This is a genomic window from Parabacteroides goldsteinii, assembly GCF_020091425.1.
In the GTDB taxonomy this organism is placed as follows: domain Bacteria; phylum Bacteroidota; class Bacteroidia; order Bacteroidales; family Tannerellaceae; genus Parabacteroides; species Parabacteroides goldsteinii.
Window position 1 is genome coordinate 3979676 of record NZ_CP081906.1, and the last position, 15456, is coordinate 3995131.

A 15456-nucleotide genomic window follows, 5' to 3' on the forward strand; every position below is an offset into this window, starting at 1 on the left:
ATTAAACGTCACCTTTGCTATTTATTCGTAAACCGGAACCAGTTAAAATCAACATATCCATCCACGCCTTCCGCATTCGTGGTGAAGTTGAGCAAAGCGAAACGATTGCCGGTCCAAGGCAATCCCAGCTCCATCTTGTGTTCTTTACCGATTGGAGAGTAATTCACCCCATCCAGGCTGTAATAAAAACGTGCCGTAAAATTCTTGTCCATGACACGTGCCCTGAACCAAATCTTGTCGCCTTTAAAGTTATCCACCGATTCAATCTCCTTGTCACCGTCATACATGACAATCTTACGGCTGCTGCCTTCCTGCTTCACTGCCACATAAGCATAAGGGAGCTGGAAAACTCCCAGTCCTGCCACATTGCCATCTTTCATTCCTGACACGATCATCTCCACCGAACCTTCCGAAGACGGACCTTGCACACGCTGGGTCAATGTATTACGGGCTTCATATAACTTCGGGGCTTGCGAGGCCTTCAAACGCATATATCCGCGACATTCCGTCAACGACCATTTCGTATTGTCAGGATTGTGATTCCATTGCCATTGTAATCCCAACTGTTTACCGTTAAACTCGTCTGTCGTGGCCGGAGATGCCAACCGCTGTTGTTTCTTTCCCACTTCCGGTTTCGGATAGGTAATCACATCCTTACCGTCGACTCCCAACATGGGCCATCCGTCTACCCACTTCACCGGCAACAAATGAGGTACACGGCCGATAGGACCACGGTCTTGCATGATGATAAACCACCAATCGCCATTCTTCAATTGTACCATTCCCCCCTGGTGCAGTCCGTTGGGCGGATAAGATGTCGCATCCTCCACAATCACCTTATGTTCATACGGACCGTAAATATTCTTCGAACGGAGACAGACCTGCCAACCTTCCGTACCTCCTGCCGGACAAGTGATATAATACATGCCGTTTATCTTATACATGTGAGCACCTTCCATGCCGAAATTCGGTCCCCAGGTCCAGCTATTTTTAAATCCTTTCTCCCAAATCTCTACAGGTTTACCTTTAACAGATTTCACATCTTCATTCAGTTCTGTAATGAACAACCGGTGCTGGCCATGGACTACATATACTTTACCGTCATCATCGAAAAACAATCCCGGATCATACAAATACTCCGGAAATATCGTCCGCTCCCACGGTCCTTCCGGCTTATCGGCTATGCAAATCGAGAAATGACCTTGTTCGTTTCCCCACCCTTTAGGCGTACAAAAACCGACATAAAACTTACCGTTATGGTGGCGTATCGTTGCTGCCCACGAACCATTCATGTACATTGTTCCTCCTTGCATGTCAAAACGTGGGTCCTCATCATAACGATCGACCGCATAGCCGGCCATTTCCCAATTGACCAAATCCTTCGACACGGCAATCGGACATCCGGGCACATAATTCATACTTGTAGACACGAAATAGAACTTATCGTCCACCCGAATAACATCCGGGTCCGGCCAGTCACCCCACATGATAGGATTCGTAAAAGTCCCGTTGCCGTTGTCAGGATTCCAAACCTGTTGCGCTTCCACAACATAACTAGCCATCAATGATAAAACAATGGCTAAACTTGATTTCAAACTCATAGATTTTATTATTTGTCAATTTTAATCAATATATACCCCAATACTTATTACTTTAGTCATTCGCAAAAACTTTTATTGAAACAACCGCACGAATCAACATCAATACCGAAATAATCGGTTTGAAAAGATTGAGACGTATTCGAATTACAGCCGGATAACAGAACGTTCCCCACCGAACAAAAGTAAAGGTTGGCTATTTGCCAAAACATAGCAAAAAACTGCCTTTTCAGTGGATTATTAGTGCTTTTAACCACCTTAACATACTCCTCAAAAACAAAGTAAGCCCCGATACCCAAGCATACCCTGCTTAAGTATCGGAGCTTATCTCATCCAAGCCTATTCTATCTCAGGCCTGTCACTCTCTCCATTGTCCGGACGCGCACCGACATACAACGTCACCAGATAGTCAATCAGACGCGCCTGTTTCAAACGTGTGACCGAAGTACTGAAATTCAGATCAAACACTTATTTCAACGGGTCGAAAGTGTCGCCCCATGCATCGTTCTGCTCCAGTTTGGAATTACGGTCAAGTGCCTCCTTGTGGATTGGATAGAACAAGTATTTCTCATCCAAATTGAACGTGTAGAGATCGTCTTTATCTACATTCTCTATATAAACAAAATGGAACATTTTACGAACTTCCGGATCGAACATATCTTTTGTAAAATCGAATCCTTCTGCATCCGCCTTATCGTTAATTACAGCATAAAGAGTTGAGCGATGCTTCAAGTTATTCAATATATCGAAACGTTTCCAACGACGTAAATCATTCCAACGTTTACCTTCATAAGCAAATTCAACAAAGCGTTCATTTACATAAGCCTCACGAATATCACTTTGGGTAGTAGCAGTGATTCCATAATTACCAGTCGTATTTTCTATACCGGCACGTTCACGAATTTGATACAATACATTCAAAGCTTCCTGAGTTTTACCGATTTCGTTGGCACATTCGCCGTAATTCATCAAAACCTCAGCAAAACGGATCTCAATCCAGTCTGTTTCTGCCTGATAAACAGAAGCATTATTCAAACTTTCGTCTAATCCTTTCTTTTGGAAATAACCGGACATACCTCCGCCAATCGAAGTTCCTGTTTGAAAATCCACCAATGAGTTCATTTGAGTCTTGCCGTCTACTTCTTGTTCATACCAAGCATTCCAATACTTCTGTCCACCCTCAAGTTGTACATTAGTACATGGATAAATTGTTCCCGGACAGAAAATAGTAGCATGGAAACGAGGATCACGATTCGTATAGAATTCAGTCATAAATTGTTGGTTGTATGCAGGATCAGATAAACGAGTTACATCCAATTCCAATTTAGTACCATCTGCTTTCGGGAAAGCCATCAACAAAGACAAAATAGCCTGATTATCATTCGCACCATCACGAGTAAGCGGTTCTGGACGGATATTCTTTTGATCAAAAGCATGATCCGGATAGTAGAATTGGTTCACCATAATCGCTTCACAATTCTGTTCGTCATACCAGATATCGGCAAAATTACCTTTATACAAACCTTTACCTTGGGCTGTCAAATAATCAAGTGCAGTCTTATTGGCTTTGTAAGCAGTTTCCCAACGAGAAGCATCGTTGTTCGGATTGAACATCGGACTGGCATAAAACATCAATACACGTCCCTTAAAAGCCATTGCAGCACCTTTGTCAATACGACCATACCCCTTGTCATCATACGAATCTGGCAAGTAAGAGATCGCATCATCCAAATCTTTTAAAATCTGCGTTATACATTCAGACGTAGAATTACGAGATACGAACAAAGACGGTACATCTGCTATATTCTGTACTTCAAGAATCAGGGGTACACCTCCTACCGTATTTACTTTATCAAAATAATCCCAAGCTCTCCAAAACAGAGCCTGTCCCATCAACTGCTTCTTCTCTTCGTCATTAAGAATAGTCACCTCATTTTCCAATTTGTTCAAGAAGAAATTGATACGGTCTATTTTCTCATAATCCAGCTTCTGTCCCTGCAATTCAACGGTATAGTTACCTCTTGCAAAGTCATTCATACTTGTAGGTCCGTTCATACCTTCATCAGTATTGTTGGCATTAACAGGCCATCCCGGTGTTATACGACCATAAATATCGTTTAGGAAGCCATTAATCATAGCCTTATCTGTCCAAACATTGTCTGGAGTTATAGCCTCTTTGTTTTCGTAATCAAGACTACAACTACCCATACCTAACAGGAACAATCCTAATATCAATATATTCTTTTTCATACACATGCTTTTTTAGAAAGTTACATCTATCCCAAAGTTAAATGAACGTGAAATCGGGAATTCATTACCTTGACCAATTTCAGGATCATAATAATTCTTATTGAAACCACCCAGAACAAATAAGTTAGTGCCTGTAAAGAACAAGCGCACATTGTTAAAAACTTTGTTGTAGAACTGGTTCTCCGGTAAAGTATAACTTACTGTCAAATATTTCATACGGAGATAATTATTCTTCTTCAACCAGAAATCACTCTTGTCATCATAAGTACGAGTAACATTTGCACTCTTTCTTTTTGGCAATTCTGCATTCGGATTTTCTGAAGTCCAACTATTGTCATACCAATCATGCCACATACGGTTCCATTCTACACCACCTGCTAAGTCATCAGCCCATTTGTATTCTGCAAAGTGGCCTGTAAACATCATGTCAAGTCCGAAACCTTTCCAAGTTCCACCCAAGTTTAAACCAACGATAAACGGATTATTCTTATTCTTCAAGATCGTCTTATCCCAATCATCAATGATTCCATCAGGAGTGCCCTGTGGACCTGAAAGATCTTTGTAGACCATCATACCCAATTCAGGTTTTTGCCCTTTATGCAGATAATTAGGATGTGCAGCATTGAAAGCATCCAAATCTGCTTGAGTACGAATAATTTGATCAACTTCCAAACCTGTGATATAACTTAAAGACCGTCCTACAGGAACATCAAACCATTTAGCATTCTCGGCATAATCCTTCGTGACAACCTCATTCCAACCATAAGAAGCTGTCAAATTACCAAAGTAAGTAAAGTCACCAGACGCTCCATTATAACCTAACCGCAAATCAATACCCTGTGCATGAACTTCTCCATAATTTTCTGCAGGAAGTTTCTGGCTAAAAGTGGTAGGAGTTGAAACAACACGTGTATCCAAAATATCATAGGTATTACGATACCAATAATCAAAAGAAAGATCCCAATGATCCAAGAAGTTCATATCAGCACCTAAATCGAAACTGAATGATTTCTCCCAAGTCATATCCGGATTAACAACTTTGCCATAAGTCAAACCTACATTTTGGGCAGGAGATTTACCAAAATAAGCTTTTTTCCCGGCTTCATAAGATTCCATCCATTGCCATCCGCCAACCGAGTCGTCACCGGTAAGACCAGCAGAAGCACGGACTTTCAGACGGTTGATTTTTGACGTATTAAACCAACTTTCCTCTGAAAGTACCCATCCGGCAGATGCAGCTGGGAAGAATCCCCAACGCTGAGAAGGAGCAAACTTCATTGAACCATCCTCACGGAAAGAAAATGTAAACATGTACTTGTTCGCATAATCGTAACTAAACTGACCAATATACGACATACGTCCATCTTGCCAATCCACATCCCCATTTGCCCAACTATCAGCACGTGCATCACTAGCAGCCCAGAACTGGTCTGTTAAATAAAGCGGGAATGATTCGCGACCACCGGTTACACCTGTCCCACTAGCTTCATACCACTCTGTTACAAACGTACCGCTTACATGATGTACATTGTTGAACACCTTGTCATAACTCAACTGGAAGTTAAGTTGCATATTATCATTCCATTTAGACACACGTTCAATCATATCCTTACCATTAGGCAACCCCCAAGTAGATTTTTTTACACCAATGATATCGTTATCATTAGTAGACATAATACGATTATTTGGCCCTGTACGCTGCATAATCTGCATTTCGTATGACTTATAGAATTTCTTCTGTGCTTCATGATACCACTGCTTACTGAAAGCTACCCTAGCACTCAATCCCTCGAGGAACGGAGCTTTGTAAGTTGCGCTGACAAGCATTTGAGGTTTCAGATATTCATGTTTTCTGTAACCACCAGCACCTGCAGCTTTAGCACCTACGTTTCCGATCCAACCGTAATCAATATACTGCCCACTGTCAGTATAAACAGGTTGATCTGGTTGCCAAATACGAAGCTTTGTGTATGTATCACGGTTCACTTCATCATAATCCTCAGCTAAAAGCCCTTGCTTGTTATTGTTTAAAGACAGTCCAGTTTCAACCTTTAAATCTTTGGTAATATCAGCCGTCACATTCAAACGTAAGTTATACTTGTCGTAAGTCATAGGTTCCATGAAACCTTCCTGTTTCACATAGGAACCACCGGCAAAATAACGTATCTTTTCATTACCACCACTTACACTAATATTATGTGTCTGTGTACTTGGATTACGCCAAATAAGATCCAACTGGTCATATCCCCAACCATCATTGATTCCCTTGAAATAATCCAACTCTTCCTGAGACCACGCCCATCCTGCCGGGTCTGTGTCACCGTTAATACGTCCATATAACTCTCCTGCCTCTACAGCACTGGTTAAATCCATATTCTTTGTACGAGTATCTATTGCATAAGAATAAGAATAGTTTACAGTTGGTTTTCCTAATTTACCTTTCTTAGTTGTTACCAAAATTACACCACCAGCAGAACGAGAACCATACACCGCAGCAGATGCAGCATCTTTTAAGACTGTGATATCATCAATTTCGTTGGGAGACAAGTTATTGAAATCACTTGCATCACGAATTACTCCATCAATAACATAACACACCGGTTGTTGTTTCTTGTTATCTCTTTCCCAAGCAGATACAGTACGAATAGACACATCCGGATTCGAACCAGGAGCTGCGCTCGGAGTACTGACATTGACTCCAGCCAATCTACCTGCCAACAAATTACCGGCAGCAGTTGTAGGTAATGTCTTCATCTGTTCATCTACTCGCATATGTTCTACAGATCCGGTCAACAACCCCTTTTTCTGTGTCATATAGCCGACTACAACCACTTCATCCAACTTTTGAGTATCTTCTTGCAGTTTAACGTTAATAACGGTTTTATTTTCGACCGAAATTACCTGACTAAGATAACCGATAAAAGAAATTTGAAGCTGCGCATTTTCGGGGACTTCGATAGAGAACCTTCCATCCACATCACTTATGGTACCCGTAGTTGTCCCTGGGATAGAGACATTGGCTCCGATAATAGGTTCGCCATTTTGGTCGACAATAGTACCTGTAACTGTTTTTTTGTCCTGGTTCACAGATGAAGCCACAAACGACGGTGTTTTCTCTTTATAAATAGAGATTGTTTTATTTTCAACATTATACTTCACCTCCATTCCTTCAAACACATCTGCCAAAACTGTATTTAAAGAACCAGTTACATTTACCGTAACCTTCTGTTTGATATTAATATCATTATTACGTACCAGGATTGAATAACCTGTTTGTTGTTCTATGTCATCAAGAACTTTACTAATAGGGGCATTTTTGTGATTTACGGTAACCTTTACGCTTTGTAATGCCGTATTGGCATATACAGAAGTGGATATTACGCCCATCGCCAAAAATAAACCCAATTGTTTGATTGAGAAATACTTTCTTTTCATACTTTTGTAACGATTTCGTTAGTTAACAACTAATTAATTCAAAAAAATCATTCAATGAATCGGAGAGAAGTGCCAACCATCTCCGATTCTTTTTTTAACCTGTGTTTTCCATATATTCTCTTTTAAAGTTAAACATCCTATTTTAATCGCAGTTTTACCTGTCTTTCAACATGATTACGCTTCCACTCTGTTCGAAACGATACTTTTTATCCACATCAATAAAATTAAACACTTCCTGAAGTGACATTGTCAGATTAATGCTTCCGGTAAAGTATTCATTTGCAACTTTATCACTCTCTACCCGAATCTTTACATTGTATTTCCGTTCTATATCTTTCAATATATCCAGGAAAGAAGCATTCACAAAACTCAACCGTCCGGTTGTCCACAAAGATGATTTATGAGAATCTGTCGTTTCGCTATATAAGGTACCTGTTTCACGATTATATATCGCTTTTTCATCCGGTTTCAAACGGACTTGTTTATTATTAGCCAATACATCTACCCCACCATTGATCAATGCCACTTCCGTCTCCGAGTCTTCCGGATACGAACGAAGATTAAATGTTGTTCCAGTCACTCTCACTTGCATACCACCTGCATAGACTTGAAAAACTTTTTCGACATTTTTTGCCACTTCAAAATAACCCTCACCTACCAAATAAACATTTCGCTCCTTCTTCCCGTATGATAACGGATACTTCAAGACAGAGCCGGAATTAAGGACTACCGTTGAACCGTCTGGTAGAACCACTTTGGTTTGCGAACCCAGAGGAACAGCCATTTCATTATATAGCAGCTCGCCTGATTCATCCAATTCATTATATGTAAAAATAGAACCGATGGAAACAGAAACCATCAATAAAAGGATTGCTGCAACGTTTCGTGCATAGATAAACCACCGGCGCCGGAAAGTAACTCCGGAGGTTAGATGCAACCATTCTTTCAAATAGGCATATCTGGTTTCTTTCTGAGATTCGAAGGCGGGAACATGAAGAAGTGCATACAACTTTACCATCTCGTTGTACCGCTCTCTGTATAAATCAGACTCCTCTACCAAAGCGAACAAAGAAACCTTCTCCTCGTCCGTTATGGAACCTGAAATATAGTTACTCATTAGTTCCTCAAATAATATATCTTTATCTTGCATATACAGCTAAATTTTCCGGTTGTTTAGAATAATACACATCTCAACCGGAAAACATTTAGGTAAAATCAAACTTTTTTTGATTTTAACAAAGGAAATAGAAACAATCTCTACAACCACCCCAATTGGCGCATTCTGACAATGCCCATCCTAAGGTCATTACAATGCCCATTCAAGCAACCTTACAATGGGCATTATAAGGTTGCTTGAATGGGCATTGTCAGAATGACTGTTCCAAAGTGGCTTTTATCCCCTGAAATCAGCGGAAAAAAGTCAAGTCAACAGGATATTTTCCATGCTTATTGATTGTATCTATCAGACATCGCACATTTTCCGTAGGGATCAGATCGTGAATACTATGATCTGTCGCAATTATATATCCTCCATCAGCAGCAGCCTCCCTGATACATTCCAAAACTTCTTTACGAACATCATCCGGATTGGAAGATGCCATCGTTACTTTGTTATTGATATTACCGATAGGTGTCAACTTTCCTTTATATCTTTCTTTCACTTTTTTCAGATCCATACCGGCTGCCCGTTCTACAGGGTGAAGTCCATCGATACCGCAATCTACCAGATCGTCGAGGACATCCCAGATTCTTCCATCGTTGTGCATAATAACCGGCACTCCCAATTCTTTGATACCGGCAACCAAACGCCTGAAATAAGGGATGAAGAAAGTACGGAAGTCATCCGGAGAAATCAACAAAGCATTCGTACCACCCCAGTCATCAGATATTTGTACACAATCGACTCCCCCTTCCTTTATAGCCAGGCGGATAGCCCCCAATGTCCATTCCAACACTGCTTCATTTATTTCATGTACCATTTCCGGATCCGTATACATGGTAATAGCCAATGTCTCGAAATCCATGATATACCAGGATAGCATGGTGAATGGTCCTAAAGTTCCCAACACGACTGCCAGGTCTTCCGTATTAGCAGCCTTCACATCTTTGAAAATTTTGAGGCGATAAGGCGTATCGACCGGAGGCAAAGTATACGCTTCCCAATCTTCACGGCATTTTACAGGCGTATCGATTTGTGCAATGATCGGCCAGCCGTTTTTCTGATAGGTAACGCCCCATTCATCTTTGTATATCTCATTCGGTTCATGAGGGGTCTCTTCGATACCACAGAAACCGTTTATCGGTGTCCAGATGCCATCAATACCCAGCTTGGCAGCCAGCTTTGCCTGTGTTTTACCATCATACAAAACCGTTGTATATCCCAACAGCTCCTGCATAAGTTTCAAACTGAAAAGATGTTCCATAATAGGAATTCTGTCGGGTACACCACCCGATAATGCTGTCAAAAAACGTTCTCTTGATGTCATATCAATTAGATGTTAACTGGTTTAAAATCTCTACTAACCGCTGAGGCTCTTCTGTATAATAGTCTGCACCTATTTTCTGAGCAAAATCGCTGCTCACAGGTGCTCCGCCTATAAATGTTTTCACTTGAGGAAACTCTGTCTTTATAGCTGTATTGATCGACTCCATATTGACCATTGTGGTTGTCAACAAAGCAGACATTCCGACAAAAGCATCCGGATTCTCTCTGACAGCGTCCACAAACTTTTCTTCGGTAACATCTACCCCCAAGTCGATAATCTCATAGCCATTTCCTTCCACCATCATACATACCAGATTCTTACCAATATCATGTAAATCTCCTTTTACCGTACCGATAATCAATTTACCTTTACGTTTGACCGAACCGTCATTAAAATATCTTTTCAGATGTTGCATGCCACCGCTCATAGCTTTTGCACTCATCAGGACCTGAGGCACAAACACTTTATTTTCTTTGAACTTCACACCGATATTGTTCATACCAACGATCAATCCCTTTGTTAAAATATCATTGGGGGAATACCCCTGCTCCAAAGCCTTCTGTGTCAGTTCATCTGCTCCGTCTTCCCCTTTCATTGCCGGAGGATAAGGAGTTTTTGCATTGATCTTACCCACTTCGACACAAAGTGCTATTCTTTCTAATGTGTTTTCCATACTATTCTATTTATTTAGTCAATTGCTCCCTTCTTCTTATCTCTTTTACGGCATCTACCATTGCATAAAATCCCTCTATCTGCATGTAATCAGGTATTGAATTGCCGGACCCCAGACCGTATCCGTTTGCTTTTTCACGGAATCGTATACCTTCCTCCAGAACCTTGTTAAAGACCTGGTCATACGGATTCAGGATCAGATAGTTCATATCGAATCCTCCGAACAGACCGATTTTATCCGAATAGTTATCGATCCATTCATCAAAAAGACATATCTGGTCTTCATTCGAATGTTTGGCATCTATCCCGTTCTGAAGAATATCAGGCATGATCTCTTTGATATTCCCACAGCAATGCAGTAAGAACTTCTTATTCTTATTATGTACGATATCGATCACTTTCTTATGCAGCGGTAAAATAAACTGACGAATCGTATCCGGTTCGAGCATAGTTGCCATACGATGCCCCAAATCATCTCCCATGCGATAGAAGACAAAAAGATCGTCGTACTCCTCCAACATCTTAGTCCACAATGTTTCGTAGAGTTCACCGATTTTCCGGAAGATGTCGGCAAAAAGTTCCGGGTCGAGATACTGCATGACACAAAGGCTTTCATAACCCACCAGATCCTGAGCTGTTTCAAAAATGCCGTATCCGCAACCTCCATAGGCTTTCATCCCGGCAGGCATCACTCTCCGGATAGACTCCAACCGAGGCCTGTATGTTTCCCAGAAAATACGGGGAATATCGTCAAACGGATATCTGTCAAAATCATCGCGGGTCTGAATAGGACCGAGCATCCCCCCTAATATGGCCCCATGACCGGGAAGGATTTCGCAAATCGCAGCTTCATAACTGAATGCATCATAGGTATTTTCTTTCCAGAAAGAAATATATTTACTAAAATACTCATCCAAATCAGAGCAGCTTTTACGGCCATTTAACGACAATTCCTCCCCTATACATTTAGAAACAAAAGGGGCATCGATATTATGCTCATACAAAGGCAAATAATCAGGTTTCTGATTATATAATACCTTTAAAATATTTCTGTAGTCAGGCTCAAACGTATTCATATTTTCTTAATTTAATTACATTCCTTATTACCTTTTTAATATGATCGATACAGGCTGATAGGCATGCATCTCGACGGACAGTTCATTATTCTTTATTGGAAACGAATCTCCCAACGGTTCACCGCGCAGATTACAGAATTGAGCAGACCGATATGATTTTCCGGATAATGTAACAGTACATTTGCCTTCTTTACCGGCTTGTTCCCAAAGTCTCAACAAGTCTCCCTCACCATCTGTATTCGGTCCGAAAGCAGTAACTAAAATTCCTTTTTCGGACAATGTAATCCCTTCGGAAAAGAACGGAAGTTCACCTCCATCATCCTCTGTATACGTTGCCATCAGAGGAACACGCGTTTCTTCTGTCGGTGTAATAAGAGAAGTCTCATTACTGTATTTATCGATCGACCACAGATATACTTTGGCGGAAAAACCTCCTTCTATCCATTCTGTAAAATTAGTACCCCACTGATTATTAAACAGATTGACAAAAACATTAGGCCGTTGGGGTATAAACTCTCCGGAGAAACGGAACAGACCGGGACGGTCCAGACTGACAGCCGGGGCATTCGGTGTATTTAAGCCAAACCCCTTCCCTTGATTATCAATAATAGCCATACCGGTATTCAGGAAGAAATAATCATGGTTGGTGTTCTTTACAAAATCAGTGGCCGGATTAACAACACCGCCGGTTCTCCCTAACCGAAATGAAGGATTCGACAGATTAAACGGGAAAGCCAGCCAACCACCTTCCGGTTGAGATTCAGCCGGTTTATTCCGTATCCCCCAACAAATTTCCAGATAAGGGGAGCTATCTTCTAACGTATAAGTTAATGTATAGTCATCGCCAGCACCTGTCTGACAGAATGCGGTAGCACTAACTGAATGGGAGGTCTGCAAATATTTGATTTTATTTAATCTGCCCTTTATCATTTCATATTTCAGGTCAGGATTTTCCGGCCGCCCCATCTCCTGATCAGCCCAGCCATGATGTCCGGGCTTCACATAATTCGCATTATAACGGTTGATTTCCTCTTGACCAAATTTCTCGTGGATATACTCTCCGAATCCATATTCATTCTTCTCATCGACCATTTCTTTCTGTTGTTGTTTATCCCAAACAGAAAGCAATGCACCGTTTTCCTTATTTATTTCTATTTTGAAATAGTTGTTTTCCAACACAGCTTTTACTTCATCAATACGGGAACTTCGGGAATCCTCAGATATAGGAGATGTTACCAACGTATAAGTCTTATACCCCAGGGATGGAATATCTTCCGCATGAAAAGACAGGTGATTGTAGTCGTTATATACCGGCAAAATCTTACCTGTCGATTCATCCTTCAAACCATAAACCTGGTAATTTTTTTTATAAACTCCCATATGGAAACTAACCAAACCCGAACGTTTCCAGGGAAGCGGGTTATAGACAACAACTTTACGCCCTTTAACAGCTACATTCTGAGCCAGTTTCTTCAAATCCTTCCGTAAAGAAGGAATAATATATTGTTCAGCACGGTGTGCCCTACTTCCTTTTTCATTCCAGGATGTTTCTATAAAATCATACAGCCCTTGTGCCCTGCTGACTGTAAAATCGTCCCCATATTTCCAAAAATCCTGGTGTCCATGACTCATTGCCAGTCCAAAAGTATGTTCATCAAACAATAAAGATTGTTCAATAGCCTTTTCAACATAAGGTTCAAGCGGTTCGGGAGTTATGTCCCATTGTTTGAGTAAGGAATTCAACGTTTCCGTATTATAAATGACACGCTGCATAGCCTTATTGATTTTTACTTCTTTAGGCATCGACATATATCCATGAATCCAGGTATCCGGCATATCCCCCTTTACTACAGGTAACGATGGGTTTTCTTTCATCAGGGCATCATAAAAATCTTCCAGCTGACCGATACGTATCCGGGCATTAGGTGCTTTTTCACGCGCTTCTTTCAATACAGCAGCAACATCTTCCGGTGTCGGAGCACCCGTATTTTCATGCGTATGTATCATTGCTAACCATGTCTTATATTTCCAGGTTGCCGGAGGAAGTACACCGGAACCGTAATATTCCGCCCAGTTAAAAGTGAGTAACCTCGAACCATCCGGTCCCTCCCACCAAAACAGGGTTGGTATATCCGGTGATACGGACCCGGGATTACAACCAATATGCAAAATCTTCACACCAGCCTGTGTCAACAATGTAGGAAGTATCCAGGAATGGCTAGGGACATCGGTAAGTTTAGCTCCACGTACCAACGGTTGGTCATATTTTCTATTTATCTGCGAAGAATAGGACATTCCACGCACCAATGTTTCAAGATCACTCGATTCAGTCTCAAATGTGAAAGGAAGTGCATGCACTTTGAAACGTCCATCTTTTAAAGCTTTTTCTATTCCGGATTTATAAACCTCAGAGGTATTTTCCATAATATATTTCATTGGCCAGCCAGGAAGAGTCCAAACAAATTGGTCTTCCTTAGGTAATTTACCCGTCTCCTCTACTGAACGTAATGTTTCATCCATCATAGAGGTGGTGTATTTCTGTAAAATAGATTCACTCCAATCAGTATAACCAATATCAAAGTGCATTTTGAAGACAATGATTATGTCTTCAACTTCAACCTTTTCGGCTCCTTTATCTACATCTATAGCCGCAATCTGAGCGTTTAATGAACTTAATGATAGTATGAAAATCCATACTGAAAGAATAAATTGCCTTTTCATATTTCATGGTATTATGTTTCTCTCCCAATCAACTTTACCGGTTAAGTAAACTAAGAAAAAAATATTATTTTGCAAACATATGTGTCTTATCAGAGATAAACAATGACATTTATTCCGATTTTCCTATACTATCTTACGATTGATATGTTTTTAATCACATACAGGCAAAACCAGTTTTACCTTTTCGTCTTCATTATCGGTAGTTTCTAATTTATCTATTAATACACGTACAGACTCACGACCAATCTCTTTTATAGGAAGATATGCTATATGCATATTAGGAGCCAAAAGTTCAAAACTCGGAGTACTATGCAGACAAGCCAAACCTATTTTACTGACATCTATATTCCGTTTATAAAAATAGCGTAGTCCTTCCATTCCTAAATAATGCGTAGTAAAATAGAATCCATCGACATCCGGGACCATATCAAAAATAGTATCCAATACACGAATGATATCTAACTCATACTCATTGCGTGACACCTCTCCATATAAGTGAGGAGAAATAAAACAATCATGTTCGATCAAAGCGGTCTTATATCCTTCATATCTTAAACTCATGGTAAAAAGGGCCGATGCCGTAGTTATAATGGCTATTTTTTTACGGCCTTCATTTATCAGTTTATTAACCAGATTATAACTACACCCGATATTGTCTATAATAATATAATTAGTATTCAATTCCGGAAAGAAACGGTCAATTAAAACAAACGGATATTTTTCTTGCATTAAATTCTCCAATTCACCTTTGGCATAATTAGTAGGAGCAATGATTAATCCATCAATATTCTTTGATCGTAACATTTGGATTATATTATTTTCTCTTACCGGATTAGATTCGGAACTGCAAAAAGTAACGGTATATCCCAGTTGTTCTGCCACAAGTTCAACCTCCATAGCTACTTGGGCATAAAAAGTATCTCCTATAAAGGGAACAACCAATCCAATTGTTTTCGTTTTACCCGAACTAAGACTTTTAGCAAGATAATTTGGCCTATATTTTACCTGTTTAGCATAATCTATTATTTTTTTCTGGGTAGCCGAACTTATCTTTTGTTCATCACCACGCCCTGACAACACCCATGAAACTGTTGTTTTTGAGACCTTAAGAGCTTCTGCAATATCTTTAAGAGATTTTCCCATCTGTTTTTAATTCGAACAACTTAACCGATCAACTATACATGCAAATATATTATTTAATTCGATACTCTACAATAG

10 protein-coding genes are annotated in these 15456 nt (G+C 40.3%); all 10 read right to left on the minus strand.

Annotation, left to right across the window (positions count from 1 at the left end; translation table 11 throughout):
• Window positions 1-17 precede the first annotated feature (17 nt).
• Window positions 18-1601, minus strand: coding sequence for a glycoside hydrolase family 43 protein (locus K6V26_RS17355; protein WP_224263428.1), 1584 nt, complete (start codon window positions 1599-1601; stop codon window positions 18-20).
• 336 nt (window positions 1602-1937) lie between these two features.
• On the minus strand, window positions 1938-2066 hold the full coding sequence (locus K6V26_RS28570) for a hypothetical protein (protein ID WP_255420035.1): 129 nt from the start codon (window positions 2064-2066) through the stop codon (window positions 1938-1940).
• Window positions 2067-3848, minus strand: a complete 1782-nt coding sequence (locus K6V26_RS17360) for a RagB/SusD family nutrient uptake outer membrane protein (RefSeq protein ID WP_224263429.1) — start codon at window positions 3846-3848, stop codon at window positions 2067-2069.
• A gap of 12 nt (window positions 3849-3860) precedes the next feature.
• Window positions 3861-7283, minus strand: coding sequence for a TonB-dependent receptor (locus K6V26_RS17365; protein ID WP_007654782.1), 3423 nt, complete (start codon window positions 7281-7283; stop codon window positions 3861-3863).
• Between the two features lie 154 nt (window positions 7284-7437).
• Window positions 7438-8433, minus strand: coding sequence for a FecR family protein (locus K6V26_RS17370; protein ID WP_224263430.1), 996 nt, complete (start codon window positions 8431-8433; stop codon window positions 7438-7440).
• 256 nt (window positions 8434-8689) lie between these two features.
• Window positions 8690-9769, minus strand: a complete 1080-nt coding sequence (locus K6V26_RS17375; RefSeq protein WP_224263431.1) for a uroporphyrinogen decarboxylase family protein — start codon at window positions 9767-9769, stop codon at window positions 8690-8692.
• A gap of 1 nt (window position 9770) precedes the next feature.
• Complete coding sequence (locus K6V26_RS17380; RefSeq protein WP_224263432.1) at window positions 9771-10442, minus strand: corrinoid protein; 672 nt, start codon at window positions 10440-10442, stop codon at window positions 9771-9773.
• A gap of 10 nt (window positions 10443-10452) precedes the next feature.
• On the minus strand, window positions 10453-11517 hold the full coding sequence (locus K6V26_RS17385; protein ID WP_195584273.1) for a uroporphyrinogen decarboxylase family protein: 1065 nt from the start codon (window positions 11515-11517) through the stop codon (window positions 10453-10455).
• 27 nt (window positions 11518-11544) lie between these two features.
• Window positions 11545-14238, minus strand: coding sequence for a glycoside hydrolase family 38 N-terminal domain-containing protein (locus K6V26_RS17390; protein ID WP_224263433.1), 2694 nt, complete (start codon window positions 14236-14238; stop codon window positions 11545-11547).
• 150 nt (window positions 14239-14388) lie between these two features.
• Window positions 14389-15381, minus strand: a complete 993-nt coding sequence (locus K6V26_RS17395) for a LacI family DNA-binding transcriptional regulator (RefSeq protein ID WP_224263434.1) — start codon at window positions 15379-15381, stop codon at window positions 14389-14391.
• Between the last annotated feature and the right edge of the window lie 75 nt (window positions 15382-15456).